This is a genomic window from Maribacter forsetii DSM 18668, from assembly GCF_000744105.1.
Classification (GTDB): Bacteria; Bacteroidota; Bacteroidia; order Flavobacteriales; family Flavobacteriaceae; genus Maribacter; species Maribacter forsetii.
On record NZ_JQLH01000001.1, the window covers coordinates 3,949,934 to 3,971,387 of the forward strand.

At 35.8% G+C, this 21,454-nt stretch carries 14 protein-coding genes; 13 read left to right on the forward strand and 1 reads right to left on the reverse strand.

Going from position 1 to position 21,454, the window contains the following annotated elements; translation table 11 throughout:
- The first annotated feature begins 7 nt into the window (after positions 1-7).
- The 9 genes from P177_RS16785 to P177_RS16825 all read left to right on the forward strand — a co-directional run bounded on the left by P177_RS16785 (position 8) and on the right by P177_RS16825 (position 12,710).
- Positions 8-1,060 (forward strand): polysaccharide lyase family 7 protein, encoded by a 1,053-nt coding sequence (locus P177_RS16785; RefSeq protein WP_036156614.1) that lies wholly within the window; start codon positions 8-10, stop codon positions 1,058-1,060.
- An 85-nt stretch (positions 1,061-1,145) separates the two neighbouring features.
- Positions 1,146-2,363, forward strand: a complete 1,218-nt coding sequence (gene manD, locus P177_RS16790) for a D-mannonate dehydratase ManD (protein WP_036156616.1) — start codon at positions 1,146-1,148, stop codon at positions 2,361-2,363.
- Positions 2,364-2,401: 38 nt separating this feature from the next.
- Positions 2,402-3,541: a Gfo/Idh/MocA family protein gene (locus P177_RS16795; protein WP_036156618.1), complete on the forward strand. Its 1,140-nt coding sequence runs from the start codon at positions 2,402-2,404 to the stop codon at positions 3,539-3,541.
- Between the two features lie 83 nt (positions 3,542-3,624).
- Complete coding sequence (locus P177_RS16800; RefSeq protein ID WP_209435199.1) at positions 3,625-5,301, forward strand: sodium:solute symporter family transporter; 1,677 nt, start codon at positions 3,625-3,627, stop codon at positions 5,299-5,301.
- Positions 5,302-5,319: 18 nt separating this feature from the next.
- Complete coding sequence (locus P177_RS16805; protein ID WP_036156622.1) at positions 5,320-6,153, forward strand: hypothetical protein; 834 nt, start codon at positions 5,320-5,322, stop codon at positions 6,151-6,153.
- Positions 6,154-6,403: 250 nt separating this feature from the next.
- Complete coding sequence (locus tag P177_RS16810; protein ID WP_036156626.1) at positions 6,404-8,740, forward strand: chondroitinase-B domain-containing protein; 2,337 nt, start codon at positions 6,404-6,406, stop codon at positions 8,738-8,740.
- Between the two features lie 5 nt (positions 8,741-8,745).
- The gene (locus P177_RS16815) at positions 8,746-10,974 is read left to right on the forward strand and encodes an alginate lyase family protein (RefSeq protein WP_036156628.1); all 2,229 of its coding nucleotides are present in this window, start codon (positions 8,746-8,748) and stop codon (positions 10,972-10,974) included.
- 20 nt (positions 10,975-10,994) lie between these two features.
- On the forward strand, positions 10,995-11,369 hold the full coding sequence (locus tag P177_RS16820; protein WP_036156630.1) for a cupin domain-containing protein: 375 nt from the start codon (positions 10,995-10,997) through the stop codon (positions 11,367-11,369).
- Between the two features lie 90 nt (positions 11,370-11,459).
- Entirely contained in the window at positions 11,460-12,710 is a 1,251-nt protein-coding gene (locus P177_RS16825) for an Nramp family divalent metal transporter (RefSeq protein WP_051941895.1), read from the forward strand.
- Between the two features lie 105 nt (positions 12,711-12,815).
- Here P177_RS16825 and P177_RS19535 read toward each other — a convergent pair whose 3' ends face one another.
- Positions 12,816-13,910, reverse strand: a complete 1,095-nt coding sequence (locus P177_RS19535; RefSeq protein WP_167333125.1) for a type I phosphomannose isomerase catalytic subunit — start codon at positions 13,908-13,910, stop codon at positions 12,816-12,818.
- 635 nt (positions 13,911-14,545) lie between these two features.
- Here P177_RS19535 and P177_RS16835 point away from each other — a divergent pair.
- The 4 genes from P177_RS16835 (at position 14,546) to P177_RS16850 (ending at position 21,453) form a co-directional block, all read left to right on the forward strand.
- Positions 14,546-17,581: a SusC/RagA family TonB-linked outer membrane protein gene (locus P177_RS16835; RefSeq protein WP_036156632.1), complete on the forward strand. Its 3,036-nt coding sequence runs from the start codon at positions 14,546-14,548 to the stop codon at positions 17,579-17,581.
- A 28-nt stretch (positions 17,582-17,609) separates the two neighbouring features.
- Positions 17,610-19,139, forward strand: a complete 1,530-nt coding sequence (locus tag P177_RS16840) for a RagB/SusD family nutrient uptake outer membrane protein (RefSeq protein ID WP_051941897.1) — start codon at positions 17,610-17,612, stop codon at positions 19,137-19,139.
- 197 nt (positions 19,140-19,336) lie between these two features.
- Complete coding sequence (locus P177_RS16845; protein WP_036156633.1) at positions 19,337-20,038, forward strand: FadR/GntR family transcriptional regulator; 702 nt, start codon at positions 19,337-19,339, stop codon at positions 20,036-20,038.
- A 113-nt stretch (positions 20,039-20,151) separates the two neighbouring features.
- Positions 20,152-21,453 (forward strand): MFS transporter, encoded by a 1,302-nt coding sequence (locus tag P177_RS16850; protein ID WP_036156635.1) that lies wholly within the window; start codon positions 20,152-20,154, stop codon positions 21,451-21,453.
- The last annotated feature ends 1 nt before the right edge of the window (position 21,454 follow it).

A 21,454-nucleotide genomic window follows, 5' to 3' on the forward strand; every position in this document is an offset into this window, starting at 1 on the left:
ATCACCTATGAAAAAATCAATAATTACCATCATAGCAGTTGTAGCTTTATTTGCCTGTAAAGACAACTCAAAGAAAACTTCTGACACAACTGAAACATCCATTACCGATAGTGTAATGGCCACTACATACCCTAGCGATGTTATCCCTTTTATGGATGAGTGGAAAATTCTCTTAGGTGATGGCACCTATGAAGATAATCTTAAGGATTACGCTAAAGATGATTTCTTTTATGTAGCCAATGACGGAAAAACGGATTGGGTAGTTTACAAAACACCTAACAGTGGTATTACCTCAAGAACGTCTAGTAACACCAGAACTGAGTTAGGTCAAAAGGCACATTGGATACCTGAAACAGGTGGGAAATTAACCGGAACTTTAAAAGTACAACACGTATCTACCTCTGGTGATGCTAGAGTTGCAGCTTCCTATGCTGTTGTAGTAGGACAAATTCATAGTGATGAAGGTCACGAAAATGAACCTATAAAGATATTCTACAAGAAATTTCCCGGACATACAAAAGGTTCTGTTTTCTGGAATTATGAAATCAACACAGAAGGTGACAATTCAAAAAGATGGGATTACTCATCAGCTGTTTGGGGCAATGAAATGTCCGTTGTGGGATCAGATGCAACCACCGCTCCAGAAGAACCTAAAAATGGTATTGAACTTGGCGAAGAGTTCAGCTATGAAATCAATGTTTACAAAGGCATCATGTACCTAACTTTTACAAGTGAAGGTCATGAAACCGTAAAATTCACCAAAAACCTATTGGCGTCTGAATTCACTAAAACCTTACCTGAGCAAATTAAAACACTATATGCCTCAATAGGGCGTGATGGTCTGGAACGCGAAAATGCATATGCTGGTGAGATTCAGTATTTCAAACAAGGGGCATACAACCAAACCAATGGTAAATCTCCTGAAGATAATATCGTATGGAGTACTGGCGCCGATACTTATGATGGCGATATCGCAAAGCAATATGCAAATGGTGATTATGCAGAAGTTTGGTTTAGAGAAGCAACGGTAGGCGCAGGAACTTTACCTGTTGAAGAGTAAATTAAAACTGAAGATTGATTTAAAATCTTTGCATCACTTTATTTTTTTAAATTAATTACAAATTGACACCCTAAGAGATATCCGCATGAAAATAACCGATATAAAAGTTTTTGTTTGTTGTCCTGGTCGCAATTTTGTTACTGTTAAAATCATAACGGAAGATGGTACTTATGGTCTTGGAGACGCTACCTTAAATGGTAGGGAAATGGCGGTAGTCACGTATTTAGAAGAACACATTACTCCATGTCTTTTAGGCAAAGATGCGCATCAAATTGAAGATATTTGGAACTACTTATACAAAGGTGCTTACTGGCAGAACGGTGCAGTAAGTATAGCCGCTATTGCTGCAATAGATATGGCTCTTTGGGATATTAAGGCAAAGCTTGCAAATATGCCTGTTTACCAACTATTGGGAGGTAAAAGCAGAAAAGGTGTTACTATTTATGGTCATGCAAATGGTGAAAGTATAGACGAGGTACTTCAAAACCTTGGCACTATGATCAAAGAAGGTTATAAAGCGGTTAGACTACAGTGTACCATCCCCAAAACCAAAGGTACTTATGGTACCATGGAAGGCAAAAAAAATTATTACGAATTACAAGGCAATAGACCTTTGCCACCAGAGCAAGAATGGTCTACCAGTAAATACATGAATTTTATTCCCGAGCTTTTTAAACAGGCTAGAGAGAAATTTGGTTACGACATTGCCCTTTGTCATGATGTACATAGTAGATTAACACCTATTGAAGCTGCCCGACTTTGTAAACTTTTAGAACCTTACAAGCTTCTTTTTATAGAGGATGCGGTTACCACAGAAAACACCGAAGGCTATAAAATAATTAGAGAACATACCGATACACCCTTGGCTACAGGTGAAAAATTCAATACCATTTGGGACGCGAAAGAAATGATACAGAACCAATGGATTGATTACGTGCGTACCGCAATTACTCATGGTGGCGGATTAACGCCTTTAAAAAAGTTAGCCGACTTTGCTTCGTTATACCATGTAAGAATGGCTCCGCATGGTGCGCCAGACCTGTCCCCTATTTGCTTAATGGCACACATGCATTTTAATCTATGGGCTTCCAATTTTGGTGTGCAAGAATTTATTGGTTTTGGCACACCTGAACTCAATGAAGTTTTTAAATATGACATTGAGTTAAAAGATGGCTTGTTATATATGGAAGATAAGCCAGGTTGGGGAGTAGATTTTAACGAAGAAGCTGCTGCAAAATACCCTTACAAGCGCTCATACCTTCCCGTTAGCCGTTTAGAAGATGGCACGTTATGGAACTGGTAAATTATCCGATAAACAATAAATAGTTAATAAGGCTACAGATGGACAAAAAATTAAAAGTATTGATTTCAGGAACCGGTTTTGCCGGTCAAGGGCATACAGATGCCTTTAGAGCTGTTGGTACCGAGGTTGTTGGTATTGTTGGTAGAACACCAAATGTGGTAAGTGATGTAGCAAAAAAAATGAATATCCCGTATTCTGGAACAGATTGGCAACAAGCATTAAATGACTGTAAACCAGATATTGTTTCTATTGCAACACCAGGCGGGGCACATTACAAAACCATTAAACAAGCTATTGAATTTGGTTGTCATGTATTCAGTGATAAACCATTAACGGATACCGGTGAGTCAGCATTGGAACTATACGAACTGGCAAAAAAGAAAAATATAAAAACTGCATTTGCTTCTAGCTTTAGGTATATGCCATGTGTTATTTATGCAAAGCAATTAGTGGCAAACGGCAGTATTGGCGAACCGGTAGAAGCCGAATTTATATCGCATTTTAATCTTGAGCGAGACATACCCTTTGGTTGGTCTCACCGTAAAGAAGATGGTGGCGGAAGATTGAATAATAACTTTACCCACATGATGTCTATTGCAACTTCTGTAATTGGCGAAAACATACTGTCCATTTTTGGCGAAGTTCGTGATGATTTAGGAAAAGCGCCCATTGTTGAAGGGGTACATAATTTTAAAACTAGACGCGATCATATCCCTAAAGATCTTAACGACCCATCGTTAAAATGGGGCGAAAGTAACGTAGAATGGTCATACACCGTACTGGCTAAGCTAGAAAGCAATATAGCCGAAAAACCCGTTTCTGTTCTGTTTAAACATGGCGGACTAAACCCTAGGTTCAATGAAGACCATATTGTGTTCTACGGTACAAAAGGCGCCATTTACATTAAGGGTCACTACGGTATGGGTCCATTATATATTTGGGACGAAAATAAAACTTGGAAAGAACTCTCTTTACCGCAAGAAATAATTGACGACCAACCAAAAGTCGAAGGAGATACTGAACGTAATTGGCAGTATTTAGCAAGAGAGTTTGTTAAAGATATTAAAGGTGAACCTTTCACCTATTATCAATCTTTTAAAGAAGGTAGTCTTTACCAAAGACTTATTGATATTATTAGAACAAATGACAACTGGACAGATGTTCGTCATTTACAATAAATAAGAAAACCATGTTTTATGACTACCTAGTAATTGCCCTTTATTTTGTTCTAATACTTGTCATAGGTGTTGTCTTTTCGCGAATGGCCAGCAAATCTACAAGTGATTATTTTCGTGGTGGTGGTAGAATGCTATGGTGGATGGTAGGTTCAACTGCATTTATGGCACAATTTTCAGCAGTTACTTTTACGGGTGCCGCTGGTAAGGCTTTTGCTGATGGCTTTGCAATTAGCGCCGTATATATTGGCAATACATTTGCTTTCTTTTGTGGCTGGGCTTTCTTTGCCCACAGATTTAGGCAAATGAGGGTAGATACCCCTACAGAAGCAATAAAAAATCGTTTTGGACCTAAAAACGAAACTTTCTTTTCATGGGCGTTAATTGTATTTTCTTTCTTGAATGCCGGCGTTTGGCTAAATGCACTAGGAGTCTTTACAAGTGCTGTTTTTGATGCTGATATTTCATTGACTATCGTAGCAATTGGGCTCACCGTACTTTTTGTATCCGTATTATCTGGAGCTTGGGGAGTTGTAGCTTCCGACTTTGTGCAAACCTTGGTGGTTGCCGTGGTGTCTATTGCATGTGCAGTTGTTGCATTAGTAAAAATAGGCGGTCCTACGGAATTGGTAAATAATTTTCCAGGCGGCTTCTTTATAGGTCCAAATATGAACTATCCGTTAATTTTAATCGGAACCTTTATCTTTTTTTTACCAAAACAAATTATAACGATGATGAATCTTCATGATTCATTTCGGTTTTTAAATGCAAAAGATTCTTTTAACGCACGTAAGGCTTCTTTGCTAGCAATGACGCTAATGGGAGTTGGAACTATCATTTGGTTTATTCCGCCTTGGGCTGCAGCTACACTTTATCCTGATGCAGCTACCAATTATTCCCAACTAGGGAACAAAGCAGCAGATGCCGTTTATTTGGTATTTGCTAGAAATGCAATGCCCATTGGTACGGTAGGCTTATTAATGGCCGCCCTATTTGCAGCTTCAATGTCTTCAATGGACTCTGCGTTGAACAAAAATGCGGGTATCTTTATTAGAAGTATCTACCAACCGTTTTTGGCGAAGAGAAACAAGCAGACCGAAGACAAAAAACTGTTACGTATTAGCCAAGTTGTAAGTTTCATTAGTGGTATAGGTGTTATTTTAGCTGCACTTTATTTTGCCTCTCTAAAAGAACTTAGCTTATTTGAGCTTATGATGTCAGTATCAACAATGATACAGATGCCAATGATGATACCGTTACTTTTAGCAATCGTTTTAAAAAGAACGCCACAATGGGCACCATGGGCCACAATCGTGGTAGGATTATTTGTGTCTTACTTCATTGCCAATATATTTACTGCAGAAGATTTTGTATCCATATTCGGCATAGAATCCCTTACCAGGCGAGAAATTATTGACATGAACATAATTTTGACCATTGCCGGTCATGTTTTTATTACCGCAGGATTTTTCTGGGCAACCACCTTATTTTACAAAGAGGAAAATGACAAAAATAAAGTTGCCACAGACAGTTTTTTCAAAGATTTAGAAACTCCTGTAATTGCAGATGACCTACAAGATGAGGTAGACCGTCAACAAAGAATAAAACTAGGCAATATGGTTATGGTCATGAGCTTAGGTATTTTACTTATGGCTTTGATACCAAATCCGTTTTGGGGGCGAATTATGTTTGCCACTTGCGCATTGATTATAGCTTGTCTAGGCTTTTTATTAAAACGCAGCGCAGTTTCAAAAAACATGTAATACTTCATAAAAAACTTAATGACCATACAACGCAAACAGTTATCGCTTCTATTTTTGCTTTTACTAGCATTAAACAGTTGTACGGAAAAAAAGCTTCAACTATCTCATGGCATCGATGAATCTGCTGGTGGCGGTCCTTCTTATATTATTTCTACACCACGGGCAACATATTATCTAGAGAAGGAAGGCGGTGGTCTATCAAGCATGATCGACAAAAACGGTGTTGACTGGATTGGTTTTCACAACAAAGAAGGCTCTCGCCATAAAGGGGAATACAGAGGCTTTCCTAATGCAATTCATAAGCAAGACGGAAGCTACTTTCATGCCATGAACGCAGGTACGGATAATTCTAATTCTGTTGTGAAGCTTCAAACAGATGATCACATTCGTATTACGTTTACTTCAGATAATAAGCAATGGGAAGGGCAATGGGATTTTTATTTAGATAGGTGTGATTTCACCATGACCAAAATTAGTCCAGGCTACAACTATTGGATTCAATATGAAGGGGTACCTGGTGGACAAATGGATGATTCGGATTTTTGGTATGCTTCCATAGACAATAAAAAACACGCTATTACAGAATCGTTTAACGGTGATTTACCTTCACCCGAATGGATGGCATTTGGTGATGAAAATTCACCGCTCATGCTCTATATGCTGCATCATAAAGATGACGAACATCCAGATAATTATGTACAAAGACCAGATATGACCGTACTAGGTTTTGGAAGGCAAAATGGAAAATCTACAACTAAACACCTGAACAGCCCGCAAACTTTTTCTATTGGCTTTCTTCCTTTTAAAAAGTATACGTCTGTTGAGAGTTCCATACGGAAAATACTAGATTAATAGATGAATTTATATCTTAAATCTTATTACTAAATACCTAAAAATGAAGGGGTATGTATTTCATAATTACTATATATGTGCACCCTGTAAGTTGACATTTAGCCGTTTTACCTTTTTTATGGATTCACTAATTATGTAGTTATATAATTAATGATTACCAAAAAAAAGCCGCCTTATTATGTTAAATATTTGCCAGTCTTACAAATATCCTTATTTTTGGTCAACCAATTTGGTTAACCAATTTTGACTTATGAGACGATACCACCTTCTATTCTTATCTGTTTTTATATGCCTAGCATATTCATTCACCAAACCACAGCAAACACATATTGTAAAAAATGTAGCAGAGTTTACAGAAGTGCTTCAGAAAGTGCAGCCTGGTGACAGCATCGTTCTTGCCAATGGTGTTTGGATGGATTCTGAACTTCTGTTTGAAGCGAATGGTACGGCAGAAAAACCTATCACACTAATAGCAGAAGAAAAGGGAAAAGTGATTTTATCCGGAGCTTCTAATCTTAGAATTGCAGGTGATCACTTAATTGTCAAAGGTCTTGTTTTTAAAAATGGGTACACTCCTACCAACGCTGTTATTTCTTTTAGAAAAAGCAGGGAACAAATGGCTAATAATTCTCGCCTTACCGAATGTGTAATCGATAACTTCAATAATCCTGAACGCCAAGTACAAGATTATTGGATAACCATTTACGGAAAAAACAACCGAATTGACCATAACCATATTGCAGGTAAAAAGAATTTAGGAGTTACCATGATCGTTGGTTTGGATGCCGAAGATAGTAGAGCCAACAACCACCAAATAGACCATAACTATTTTGGACCAAGACCTACATACGGAAACAATGGTGGAGAAACTTTAAGAATTGGCACTAGTCATCACGCATTAGAAAAATCGAACACCTTAGTGGAATCTAACTACTTTGACAGAACCAATGGTGAACACGAAATCATCTCAAACAAGTCTTGTAACAACACTTTTAAATACAATACATTTTTTGAATGTACAGGTACATTGACCATGCGCCATGGTAACGAAACATTGGTTGACGGCAATGTATTCATTGGTAATAACAAACCAAGTACTGGCGGTATTCGTGTCATAAATGAAACACAAACGGTAATAAACAACTACCATGTTGGCTTAACGGGATATCGTTTTAGAGGTGCCTTTGTAATGATGAACGGCGTACCTAATTCACCACCAAATAGATATGTACCGGTTATAGATTCTAAAGTAAATAGCAACACTTTTGTAAACTGCGATAATATTCTTTTTGGTGCAGGTAGTGATGCAGAAAGAAGTCAGGCACCAAGAACTTCAGAATTTTCAGATAATATCATTTACAACGATACCAAAAAAGATGTGTTTACTATTGATGATGATATTAGCGGTATTACTTTCAAGAACAATATTCTTGGCGAAAATTCAGAAACTACTATTAAGGAGGGTTTTAAGAACGCCAAGATTAAATTGGTAAAAGACAAAAACGGATTTCCGATTCCTACCTCTAATAAGATTAAAACCAAAGTTGTTATTAGCCCTAAAATCGCAACTAAAGAGAATACTGGTACAACTTGGTATTCTAAAGCAGATAATACGGTTGCGTTAAATTCTGGTAATACTATTAACGTAGCTGCTGGTATCAATACCTTATACGATAAAGTAAAAGAAACAAAACCTGGTGATATCATCATTCTTGAAGATGGCGGAACTTATTTACTGACCAAAGCGGTAAAAATTAACCATCCGCTAACCTTTAAAACTCTTGGCAAAGAAAAAGCGACCATCTTATTTGAAAGAATGATGGCTTTTGAAATTGAAAACGGAGGTAGTCTTTCTTTAGAAAATATCACTTTTGATGGCACCAAATCTCCAGATTACGCAGGTAACTCTGTAATTAGTACTAGCAAAAAATCTATGATCGATAATTATAAATTGTTCATTGACAGATGTGAATTTAAAGATATGGTCGTTAATCATTCTTTTGATGTGCTGCGCGTTTCTAAAGGTACTTTTGCTGACACCATAAGCATACAAAACTCAAACTTCAAAAATATTTCTGGTAGCATTGCGGCCTTAGACAAAGAAACAGATGATATAGGTGCCTATAATGTAGAGTACTTTATAATGAAGAATAATGCCATAAACGATTTACAAGGTGCAGCCTTAAGATTGTATAGAGGTGGTAAGGATGAAAGTACCTTTGGTCCGTTTTTAGAAATGGAGCATAATATATTTGACCATGTTGGCTACGGTTCTAAAAATAAATATGATGCTAGCATATCATTATATGGAGTTCAAGAAACAGCTATTAAAAATAATATTTTTAAAGATAGTAAAGCCATTAACATGCATCTGGTAGTGGGTGAGCCAATTGTAAAAGTTCTTAATAATGCCTTAAATAATTCAGAAAAACTTATGGTCACAGGCGATCAGAAATACCAAGTTGAAAATCAATGGGAACTTGTTCCTGAATTTACCAAGGATACCAACTACGCATTACCTTCAGATTCTCCATTAAAGGGAAAAGGTACTGACGGTAAAGACTTAGGGCTATTAAAAAACGAATAACAAGCATGATCAAATACTTAACAACATTGCAAATTTTTATTTGCGCTATTTTAATAACGTTCAGCGCAGCTGCACAAGAACACCCTAGCCTTATTCTAACCAAAAAAGGAGTTGAAAAAATAAGGGCAGAATTAGGTTCTGTTCCTTTATTTGATGCCTCTTTACAAAAGTTAAAAGCAGAGATTGATGCGGAAATTGCTCTAGGCATAGACACACCTATCCCGAAAGATTATTCTGGTGGCTATACTCATGTTCGTCACAAACGAAACATGGTCGTTATGCAACAAGCAGGCGTGCTATATCAAATTTTAGAGGATGAGAAATATGCAAAGTATGTAAAAGACATGCTTTTGCAATATGAAGGAATGTACAAAACATTACCCTTACACCCTAAAACAAGATCTTATGCTAGAGGTAAATTATTTTGGCAATGTTTAAACGACTCTAACTGGTTGGTTTACGTCAGCCAAGCTTATGATTGCATTTATAATTACCTAAGTGCAGCTGAAAGAAAAAAACTAGAGAAAAATCTTTTTAAACCATTCGCGGATCACATTTCAGTTGATAGTCCGCAGTTTTACCAAAGGGTACACAACCATAGTACATGGGGTAATGCAGCTGTTGGTATGATTGGTTTAGTAATGAACGATAAAGAATTAATCGATCGTGCATTATATGGTATTCCAAATTTAGAGATGGACAAAACTGCTAAAGACGATGATGGCGGCTTTATAAATAAAGAAGGCAAAGCCGGATTCTTAGCAAATATTGAAGAACCTTTTTCTCCTGATGGGTATTATAATGAGGGTCCATACTACCAGCGTTATGCCATGTATCCTTTTTTAATTTTCGCAGAAGGTCTACACAATGTAAAACCTGAATTAAAAATCTTTGAATACAAAGACGGTGTTCTTTTAAAATCTATCAATGCTCTTTTAAATTTATCTGATGCAGATGGAGATTTCTTTCCCCTTAACGACGGGCAAAAAGGAATGTCTTATTATACTGATGCTTTAGTAACAGCGGTAGACATCTCTTATTATTACGGAAATCAAGACCCAGGATTATTAAGTATTGCAGAAAAACAAAACAAAGTCTTATTAGATGATTCAGGCTTAGCTGTTGCGCTAGGAGTTAAAAATGGCAAAGCAGAACCATTCGCGAAAAAATCAATTAATTTATCTGATGGACCTAACGGAAAACAAGGTGGTGTGGGTATTTTACGAAGTGATGACTTAGAACTTGTTTTTAAATATGCGGCACAAGGATCAAGCCATGGGCACTATGATAAGCTATCCTACTCTTACTACGAAAATGGTGATGAAGTATTGCAAGATTACGGTCTTGCACGTTTTGTAAATATTGAACAAAAAGGTGGCGGTAATTATCTGAAAGAAAATAAAACCTGGGCAAAGCAAACCATTGCCCATAATACTCTTGTGCAAAATGAGAAATCTCACTACCAAGGCAAATATGATATTGGCAGCAAGCACAACCCTACTTTATATATTTTTGATGATTCTAAAGCCAATATACAATTAGTAAGTGCCAAAGAATCTAACGCATATCCTGGAACTGAAATGCACAGAACTATGGCTATCATTAAAGATGGTGAATTTGAAAAGCCTTTTATGCTTGATATTCTAAAAGTTAAATCTGATAGTACAAACCAATATGATCTACCCTTTTATTTTATGGGTCAAGTATTGAAAACAAATTTTGAATATGAAGTCCCTAAAACACTGGAGCCATTAGGTAGCGACAACGGTTATCAACATTTATGGTCAGAAGGTTGCGGAAGCACAACAGAAGAAAACACAAAATTAAGTTGGCTAGAAAAAGGGAAGTTCTATACCTTAACATCGGCAACCTCAAAAGATGACGAGTTAAGATTTGTAAGAATTGGTGCCAATGACCCTGAGTTTAATTTAAGAAGAGAAGCTGGTTTTATTATCCGTAGAAAAGATACAAATAACACACTATTTGTCTCAACTATAGAAGCGCATGGAAGCTATAGCCCGGTTTCAGAATCAGCTGTTAATTCCAATAGTTCAATCTCAGCATTAAAAATAGTTTTAGACATTGTAGACTATACTGCTATTTCAATTACAACTGTTCAAGGTACTACTAAACTGTTTATAATAGCAAATACCAATGCTTCAAAGGAGGCAAAACATACGTTAAAAATCAACAATGAGAATTATGAATGGTCTGGTTCTTATTATTTTAAATAAATATTAAAGAATAAAAAATTATGAAAAGATTCAGTGAAAAATACGTCATTACAAAAGACATGGAATGGGAAGTGCTTGGAGGAGGAGTTTCAAGAAAGTTCTTAGGCTATGACAACCAAATTATGATGGTTAGAGTAAAATTTGACAAAGGAGCATTAGGTGCTCCTCATCAACATTTTCACACACAAGCTACCTATTGCGTTTCAGGAAAATTCGAATTTGTAATTGATGGTGAGAAGCAAATAGTAGAAGCAGGTGACGGAGTTTATATTGAACCAAATTTATTACATAGTGCTGTTTGCCTAGAAGAAGGGGAACTTATTGATACTTTTAGCCCTGTCAGAGAAGATTTCTTAAGTGGTGTGGGTCCATCTTATTTTGGAGATAAAGAATAAGACCTAATCTATTTAAAGCCACTAAAAGTAACTTTAAATAGATTTTTTGAAGTACTATTTTATAACATATTAAATGCTGAACCAATACTTATGACAACAGAAAATATGTCCTTTTCAGGAAAATTTAAAAAACGTCTCAAGGATTTTGGTCCAGCATTTTTTATTATTGGTTACGTTGTAGGTACCGGTAGTGTCACCTCAATGGTAGTTTCTGGTGCTAAATATGGTCTTAGCCTTTCATGGGCGCTACTGCTTTCTTGTTTTTTCACCTACTTCTTATTGGTATCTATTAGTAAATTGACCATCGTTTCCGGAAATACCCTGATGTTCAATTTCAAAAAAACATTTGGTAAACCGCTCACTATTTTTATTATTACTGCATTACTCGTCTCCATAGTTTCTTCTTGTATTGGCGTTATGGGCGTAGTTGCAGAAGTAACAATGGAATGGATTTCAGTAAAAACCTCCATTTCATTTCTTAACAAACCTGTAGTTTCCATTTTTTTCATAGCCTTACTTATTGGACTTTTTTGGACCGGTAAACACGAAAATTTCATAAAAGCCATGAGTATCATGGTTGGCTTTATGGCATTAGCTTTTATTATAACAAGCTTTATGGTGGTTAAAGAAGCAGGCACTTCCATTACCGAATTTTTTCCTGAATTACCTAAAGGCGATAACAACGGCTTGGTAATTGCCGGTATAGTAGGTACTACTATGGCAGGTGTTTGTTTAGCATCTCGAAGCATTCTTGTTCAAGAGCAAAACTGGGGACTAAAAGATTTAAAAACTGAAAACAAAGATGCGATGTCTTCTATGGTAATGACTTTTTTTATAAGTCTTGCCATAATGATCAGTGCAACAGGTACGCTATACTTTAAAGGAGCACCTGTTGAAGACGCTACTGATATGATGCACGCATTGGGACCATGGGCAGGCGATTTTGCTCTAACCCTTTTTACATTAGGAATTATTGGCGCAGGTTTATCTTCAATTTTTCCCAACCTATTGTTATTTCCTTGGCTGGTGGCCGATTACACAGGTACGGAGCGCGACATGAAAAAACCGCTGTATAAACTAATTGTAGTTTTGGTAGCTCTATCTGGTTTGATTGTTCCAATACTAGGAGGAAAACCAGTTTGGATATTAATTGCGTCACAAGCATTAAGCCCGTTTGTAATGCCATTGATTACACTGTTTCTACTCATTCTTTTAAATAAGGAGCGTATTATGAAAGAACATAAAATTGGCATTGGTATGAATTTAGCATTGGGAGCCACTTTTATTTTTAACTGTTATATGCTGTATGTTGCTTTAAACGGATTTATTGATTTCCTTTAGGATCACATTTAAAGAAATAAATTAGATTGCAATAAAAAAGGGCAAACAAATAACTTAATATTTGTTTGCCCTTTTTTTATCATGTTTGGATTGAAAATTAATCTCTTAACTTGGAGGATAACATAACAAAATCTTGGATGCTACGGTAGATGTAAATTTCACTTCGTCTATTGCTGCAGAAAAGAATATTTCATCACCTTGTGCAAAGCTATACTCTTTACCACCACATACGATAGTACCTTCTCCAAAGTAAATAACCGCAACGAAAAAACTTCCATTTGCCTTAATCGTATATGAACTATTTAAATCTAGTTCACTTAGCCCAAAACAATCCGTATGGGTTTCGTTAAATATGGTATTCAATGTATGCGTATCAGAAGAATCTATAGTTTTAGGGGAAACCTTCCATCTTTTTATTGCTTCTTCATGGGAACAGCCATCATAATGAAAACAATCTAGCATATTTTGCTCCCCTACCCCTTGGTGTATTAATTCATCAGAAATCGTTAATCCTGCAGGAGTAACTTTCTCTACACGCATAGTATAATCAGTAGGTTCTTGAACTTCCATTAAAAAGCACCCACTACCAATTGCATGTGGCACACCGCCATATATCATATATGCATCACCAGGGTTCACTTCTATCTTGTGAAGACTATTAAGCATACCCTCAATATCCTGATTTACAAAGAGAGTTTCCCATTGTGCTCTTGTAACCCCTTCTTTGAAGCCCATATAAATGACACTTTTCTCTCCATTTATTTCACGCTTATTTAAAACATACCATGATTCAGTTTTTCCAAAAGCCGAATTCAACATGGTCTTGGCGTAATCTTTATCTGGATGTACCTGTATTGTAAGTCGTTCTTTAGAGTCAAGCATTTTAATCAACACCCCAGTGGCGCCAAATTTATCTGCCAATGACTTACCTAGATAAAGTTCTTTGTTAGAATCTACTAATTCTTTTAGAGAATGAGTGCCGGAAGGAGTCTCTACTAGAGAAAGTCCTTCATTTTCGGGTCTTCCGTTTCCTCTAGCTGTCACAGTAGACATTATCCACTCTTCTGGCATACTACCATCAACTTCTGGAATATCTTTTTTCCATCTATCTATAAGTGCACCTCCTTCATAAGTACGCCAAACTCGGTTAGAAAATTGCTTTAAAGGAATATATGCGTATTGTTCAAAACTGTTATTCATAATACTGTGTTTACAATCAATTAAAATCATCAGAAGTTATTGAATATCAAAAAATTGAATTCACACTTACTTCTACAAATCCAAAAATAATTGAAAATTTAGAGAGGAAAACCGCTCAAATTTAGGAATTTAAATACAGTTTTTTGACGAAAAGAAAGCATAATTAGCTATAAAAAGTATTGATTCAAAAAAGCCCCCATTTGTTAATTAAATACCATATCCTCAATATTACACAGGGTTAAAAGCAGATTTGAAAAATTTCAGCACAGCAAAAGTTGTTAAAATGTAAATTTCTCTTTTTTTAACGATTAAATAACATATATTTGGTAAACCAAATTGGATAACCAGTTTGGAAAACCAAAATATTTAAACTCAAATTAACATCGAACTTAATTTTAATTCAATTCAATGACTGAAAATTTAGATTAACACATTTACATTATCATTTCTTATTTGAAATAAGGATGCGATTAAAAAAAATGAACTATTTACTGTTAGTGTTTTCTTCAAAAGCAAGTAGTAGAAATTAAAGAAGCCCTAGCAGATGTAAAATGAAACTCAATTCAATTTTCATTTTAAAATGCTTTAATCAGACTTTAACAAGTCGAACTTAAATTAACATAACAAGACTACAAATGAATTTAAAAACAAAATTAGTATTAATAATGGTATTGTTACTCAACATATCATTATTCGCACAAGACGGGTATAACCTGACCGGTACAGTTACCGATGAGACGAGTATGCCTGTACCCGGTGCAAATGTTGTTATCCAAAATACAACGACAGGTACATCAACAGATTTTGATGGTAATTATTCTATTACCGTTAAAAATGGAGATGTATTAGAATTCTCTTACATTGGTTACGCTAAGAAATCCGTAACTATTAATGGACAACAAACTTTAGACATTGTTCTTGCTGAAGATGCAAGCCAACTTGAAGAGGTTGTTGTTGTTGGTTACGGTTCTCAGAAAAAAAGTGACATTACCGGGTCTGTTTCTTCTGTAAAATCTGAGGAATTAAACGCATATCCTGTTTTAAATGCAGAACAAGCATTACAAGGACGTGCAGCCGGTGTTGTTGTGCAGTCTAACAACGGTGGCGAGCCAGGTGCTCCCATCAGTATAACCATTAGAGGTAACACTTCAATTAACGCAAGTAGTTCTCCACTTGTAGTTGTAGATGGTTTTGTTGGAGCATCTATGCCACAAGCCAATGATATTGAGTCTATGGAAGTTTTGAAAGATGCATCAGCTACTGCTATTTATGGATCAAGAGGATCAAATGGTGTTATACTTGTAACTACTAAAAAAGGTAGAAGTGGGAAAATATCTATAGAAGCTAATACTACATACGCCATTCAAAATATATCTAACAGATTAGATTTATTGAATGCTAATGAATTTGCCGATTATCAAAATCAAATTAGAGCTAATAATGGTGTTACTACTCCTTATTCTCAAGGACCGGCAAATACAGATTGGCAAGACTTGATCTATAGATCTGGAAGTACATCCAATAACCAAGTTTCGGTTTCTGGTGGTAGCGATAAAATTAATTTTTATGCTTCTACCAACTACTTTAAACAAGAGGGTATAATTACAGGTTCTGATTTTGAAAGATTAACGTTCTTATCTAACATTGACGCGCAAGTAACAGATAAATTAAAGTTAGGAATGAACCTTTTTGGGAGTAGAGGTGTTAAAAATGGTTCTGCAACTCAATCAAACGGTTCTGTTTCTGCAGGTGGTGATGATGTAATTACATTAGCATTAAGATACGCTCCAGATCAAGCTGTTTTTAACGAAGATGGTTCTTATACATTCGGTAACACTGTGGGTGACCCTGTAGACAACCCATTTGCTGTTGCAACTGAAAGAATTGACGAAACAACAACTGATAACTTTAGAGCAAACTTTTATGCTAACTACGAAATTTTAAAAGGTCTTACTTTTAAAAGTACTTTTGGTTTAAGTACAGAAAACCAAACTAGAGGTATTTACTTACCATCTCTTTTAACACAAACAGCAGGTGGAGAAAGCGGTAGAGCTATCGTTGATATTGATAAAGAAACTAGTGTATTAAGTGAAAACTACTTAACATACACTACAGAATTAGGAAAAGGTAACTTAACTTTATTAGGTGGTTACTCTTACCAAAAGACAGTTGCAGAAAATTTCTTCTCTGAAGCTACAGGTTTTATTTCTGATGGATTTTCTTTTTATGGTTTAGGATCGGCAACAAATATTTTGCAACCAGATTCTTCTAGATCTGAAATTGAAATACAATCTCAATTTGGTAGACTTAACTATGACTGGGATGATAAATACTTACTTACAGCTACATTAAGAAGAGATGGTGCTTCTAACTTCGCAGCTAATGAAAAGTACGCTCTATTCCCTTCTGCAGCATTAGGATGGAAAGTATCTAACGAAAAATTCTTACAGGACAGCAAAGCTATTTCTAACTTAAAGCTGAGAGCAAGTTACGGTGTAACTGGTAACCCATCTATTAGCGCATACCAATCTTTATCAAGACTAGAAACCATTTATGCTTCTAGCAATGGACAAACTGTTAGTGCTGTTACTCCAGAACAATCAGAAAATCCAAATTTGAAATGGGAATCATCTTACCAATCTAACTTTGGTATCGATTTAGGGTTTGTAAATAATAGAATTACACTTTCTCTAGATTACTACAACATTGATACTAAAGATTTGATTTTAACGAACAACAGTATCCCTGAATATGCAGGTTTCTCAGGTGACAATATTCTATCAAACGTTGGTGAAATTAACAACAGAGGTTTTGAAGTTGCTTTGAGCACTAAAAACATTGTTAAAGAAAATTTTAGATGGACAACAGATTTTAACATGGCTTTCAACAAAAACGAAGTTGTAAGTTTAGTTAACGATGCTGATTTATTTTTCGATGCTACACCAAGTTACTTTAGCCATGACAGAAGTTATGTATTAAGGGTAGGTGAAGAAGTTGGATTATTCTGGGGATATGACTACGCTGGTGTTTACCAAGGTGGAGCTTTACCAGCAGGGACGGCTACTTTATCCGGCGGCGTTGCAGGTGACCCATTATTTGCAGATATAGATGGTAGCGGTGATATTACAGAAGGTGATAGAACAACTATTGGTAACCCAAATCCAGATTTCACTTGGGGTTTTACAAATAACTTTTCATATAAGAACTTAGACTTAAGTATTTTCTTCCAAGGTTCTCAAGGGGGTGACATTTTCAATTTAACAAACGTTCAGTTAACAAACGGAGACGCTAATACGACTACAGACTATTATAACAATGCATGGACGCCAACTAATACAGATACTGATGCTCCACGTGTAGGTAATAACAGTAACAGAGAAATTTCTTCTCGTTTTGTTGAAGATGGTAGCTACATTAGATTAAAGAACATTGCAATTGGCTATAACGTTCCTTCTGATATTACTGAGAAATTAGGTTTGGATAACCTTAGAATTGGATTAAGTGCACAGAACTTAATTACCATTACAGACTACTCTGGCTTAGACCCAGAAGTAAACTACTTTGGTTCTGGTGGAGACAACAATACTTCTGCCAATACAGCACAAGGTTTTGATTTTGGTAACTACCCAACGGTAAGAACTGTAAACATGAGCCTTAACTTAAAGTTTTAAGAAAAAATTTAATTTAAAAGAAAACAAAATGAAAACATATAAATTATTACTGTTATTGATAGGTTTATCAATAATGGGTTGTTCAGATCTAGAAGAAGAACCTGTAGGTATATTGTCAGCAGAAGGTTTCTTTGAAACTACTGCAAATATTCAAACAGCAGTAGATGGGGCACTAACACATGCCATCAATGAGAAAATATGGGGCAGAAAGCTTTCTATTGCATTAATGCTGCGTTCAGATATGGTAAGTCTTGCCTCTAATGAAACAAGAAGAGTTGAGATGAATGAATTTACTACACTTGCCAGTAATGGTATGATAAGTGAATTCTGGCCACGTACATACCAAGGAATTGCTGCTGCAAATAATGCAATAGCAGGTGCCGAAAACGTAGATGTTGCTGATGAAATTAAAAATCCAATTACGGCACAAGCTTATTTTGCCAGAGCATTTTATTACTTTCATTTAGTTAGATTATTTGGAGATGTACCTTACATTGAAGAACCTATTGTAGATATTGATGCTTCTGCAGCAATCACAAGAACTCCTACTGCTGAGGTTTATGCAAACATAATTTCAGATTTAGAGTATGCTAAAACTTGGTTACCAAATACAGTTGCCTCTAGAGCAATACCTTCTAAAGCTGCAGCTAGTTCTTACCTTTCTTTAGTTTATTTAACAATGGGTGAGTATCAAAATGCATTTACTGAAGCTCAAGAAGTTATCGATAACGCTGGTACGTATAACTTAGCTTTAGAATCAAACTTCCAAAATTTATTTAACGCAAACGAAATTGATGCATCTTTAGAGCCAATATTCGCTTTAGATTATAACAATTTTGAAGCTGATGACAACGCTTATGATCAAACTGCCCCAATGACAGGTATTAGAGGTGATGACAGAAACTTAGGTGGTGGCTGGTCTGTAGCTGTACCAACGTTAGAAGTCTATACTACTTGGGATGCCGATGATTATAGAAGAGCTGTAAGTATGGATGACGAAGTATCTATTGGAGGTACAGTTGTTGATTACACGCAATTTGACATTAGTGGTCATGAATTTGCTAAAAACAATCCTTACGTTGCAAAATACACACGTTTTCCTGGACCATTTGCTCGTGCAAACGCAAGAGCAACTAGCCATAACTATTCTATGATACGTTATGCTGAAGTATTATTGATTGCTGCTGAAGCTGCTGTAGAATTAGGAGATAATGCAACTGCATTAAACTATGTCAACCAAGTTAGAGCAAGAGCTAGAATGGGTGGTGAAACTCAAACTGGTGCAGGTGTTCCAGTAACAGTTGAGCCAAGTGCAGTACCTGCAGATTTATCAGGAACTATTACAGTAGATGATATTTTAGAAGAAAGAAGACTAGAATTCGCGTTCGAAGGAATAAGATGGTATGACATTGCTAGAAGAAAAATTGGAAACGAAGTATTTGGAGCCTCTGGATTAGAAGGTGAAAAACCATTTTTCTCTGAAGATGATTATTTACTACCATTACCTGAAGATGAATTAGAAAGAAACCCTAACCTAACACAAAACCCAGGGTATTAAAAATATATAAAGAAAGTTGTTTGAGTTAGTTTTTTAAGATGGCTGGCTTTTTTGAGAGAGCCAGCCCATCTTTCTTTATAATTTGAACGAAGTTTTTGACATTAATCTCATGAAAAATTTGATAACACATTTATTTTCATAAATTTGATAAACCAATCTGGTTAACCAATTTTTTCTATAACAATGAAATGTGATATATGAAGCTAGAGATTTTAACTAAAAACGACCACCAGCAACTTCACAATGATATCATTGCTAAAATAAGAGATTTAATAAATAATAAAAATCTTGAACCTGGTGATAAATTACCTTCAGAACGTATGTTGTCTGAACGTTTTGAAGTGAGTAGAGGAAATGTTCGAGAAACAATTCAGAAACTTGAATTTTACGGCATATTAAAATCAAAACCACAAAGTGGAACTTTTGTAGCAGATATTGGTTTAGTAGCTATGAATGGTATGATTGATGACATTCTTGCTTTAGAAGACCCAGATTTTAAATCATTGGTTGAAACAAGAATTCTACTAGAGCTTAAAACAGTAAGATTAGCCGCAAAACGTAGAACTAATGACGATTTAGAAAAAATAGAAGCGGCATTAGAATCATACAAAGTAAAAGTACTGAACAATGAAGATGCCGTTCAAGAAGACTTGCTTTTTCATTTAGCAATTGCTCAGGCATGTAGAAATAGCACCATTAATAGAATGATGCTGATTATTACACCTGAAATTATCAACAACTTTGAAAAGTATCATGTTTGTGACAAGAATCAAGGTCCAAAAAGAATTAAAGAGCATCAAGACATATTTAATGCTATAAAGGAACAGAATACTCAAAAAGCCAAAGAAATGATGAAAGTACATTTTAATGAGCTTTATAAATATTGTTACAATATATAAGAGATACACGTATATCTCTATTAACCAACCAGTGAAAACAAAAGTTTTTAGATTATTTAAAGAATCAAAGACTCTTTTTTTCATCAACATACAAGACCAAAAAGCAAAGAATTATGAAAATTAAAGGATTAAGATGGTGGGTTATAGCTTTAATCGCAATAGCAACAATTATCAATTACATCGATCGTCAGTCCATTGGAGTTCTTTGGCCAGATATTGCAGAAGATTTATTTCCAGAAAGTACTAATGATGAACGTAAAGAAATATTTGCCACTATATCTGTAGTTTTCATGTTTGCCTACGCATTCGGACAAGCTATTTTCGGTAAAATTCTAGACTGGGTCGGCACACGAATTGGTTTTGCCATTTCAATTGGTGTGTGGTCTATTGCCACCGCACTTCATGCATTAGCTCAAGGTGTTTTAAGCTTTGGCTTCTTTAGAACAATATTAGGAATTGCAGAAGCTGGTAACTGGCCGGGAGCTGCAAAAGCAAACGCAGAATGGTTTCCAACAGAAGAACGCGCATTTGCACAGGGTTTATTTAATTCTGGTGCTGCCATAGGTGGTATTATTGCAATACCTGCTATCGCATTCATGACCGTTTATTTTAGTTGGCAAATGATATTCATTATAGTTGGTGCCCTAGGATTATTATGGTTAATACCTTGGTTAATATTAGTAAAAGCGCCACCGAAAAAACATCCATGGATTTCAGATGAAGAACGAAACTATATCTTAACAGGTCAACAAAATCAAGATATAGATAACGACGGTACTCCAGATGATGGGTATAACCCAGACACTGGTAAACTATTAAAGCATAAACAAAGTTGGGGAGTAATCATTGCCTCAGCAGCTATTGACCCTATCTGGTGGTTATTTGTAGTATGGATTCCAATTTACCTAAACGAAGTTTATGGAATGGACGTAAAAACTATTGGTATCTATGGTTGGGTTCCCTACGTAGGTGCAATGCTAGGTGCTTGGTTTGGTGGGTTATTTGCCCAAAATCGTTTAAAAGCGGGATGGACGGTTGATAAAACTAGAAAAATAATAATTACTATAGGTTGCCTGATTATGTTACCAAGTTTGTTAGCCATGGCCAACCCTGGTGGACCAACCGGAGCCGTACTAATTATGGCACTAATACTATTTGGTTTTCAAACCGCAATTGGTAATGTTCAAACGTTACCTAGTGATTTCTTTGGAGGAAAAACAATTGGAACTTTATCAGGTATAGCAGGAATGGCCGCTAAATTAACAGCTGCAGCATTAATCTATTTAGTGCCCTGGTTAACTTCTGGCGGAAATTATACACCTGCATTTGTAATAGGTGCAACAATGGCAATTATTGCGTTAGCAAGTATCTGGTTATTATGCGGTAAAATTGAACCGTTAAATGGAAATAAATAAA

Coding starts and splice junctions, on each gene's coding strand:
- P177_RS16800 (WP_209435199.1), top strand. CDS start 3,625: ATGGCCAGCAAATCTACAAGTGATTATTTTCGTGGTGGTGGTAGAATG.
- P177_RS16815 (WP_036156628.1), top strand. CDS start 8,746: ATGATCAAATACTTAACAACATTGCAAATTTTTATTTGCGCTATTTTA.
- P177_RS16835 (WP_036156632.1), top strand. CDS start 14,546: ATGAATTTAAAAACAAAATTAGTATTAATAATGGTATTGTTACTCAAC.
- P177_RS16840 (WP_051941897.1), top strand. CDS start 17,610: ATGAAAACATATAAATTATTACTGTTATTGATAGGTTTATCAATAATG.
- P177_RS16825 (WP_051941895.1), top strand. CDS start 11,460: ATGACAACAGAAAATATGTCCTTTTCAGGAAAATTTAAAAAACGTCTC.
- P177_RS16805 (WP_036156622.1), top strand. CDS start 5,320: ATGACCATACAACGCAAACAGTTATCGCTTCTATTTTTGCTTTTACTA.
- P177_RS16810 (WP_036156626.1), top strand. CDS start 6,404: ATGAGACGATACCACCTTCTATTCTTATCTGTTTTTATATGCCTAGCA.
- P177_RS16820 (WP_036156630.1), top strand. CDS start 10,995: ATGAAAAGATTCAGTGAAAAATACGTCATTACAAAAGACATGGAATGG.
- P177_RS19535 (WP_167333125.1), bottom strand. CDS start 13,910: ATGAATAACAGTTTTGAACAATACGCATATATTCCTTTAAAGCAATTT.
- P177_RS16795 (WP_036156618.1), top strand. CDS start 2,402: ATGGACAAAAAATTAAAAGTATTGATTTCAGGAACCGGTTTTGCCGGT.
- P177_RS16845 (WP_036156633.1), top strand. CDS start 19,337: ATGAAGCTAGAGATTTTAACTAAAAACGACCACCAGCAACTTCACAAT.
- manD (WP_036156616.1), top strand. CDS start 1,146: ATGAAAATAACCGATATAAAAGTTTTTGTTTGTTGTCCTGGTCGCAAT.
- P177_RS16850 (WP_036156635.1), top strand. CDS start 20,152: ATGAAAATTAAAGGATTAAGATGGTGGGTTATAGCTTTAATCGCAATA.
- P177_RS16785 (WP_036156614.1), top strand. CDS start 8: ATGAAAAAATCAATAATTACCATCATAGCAGTTGTAGCTTTATTTGCC.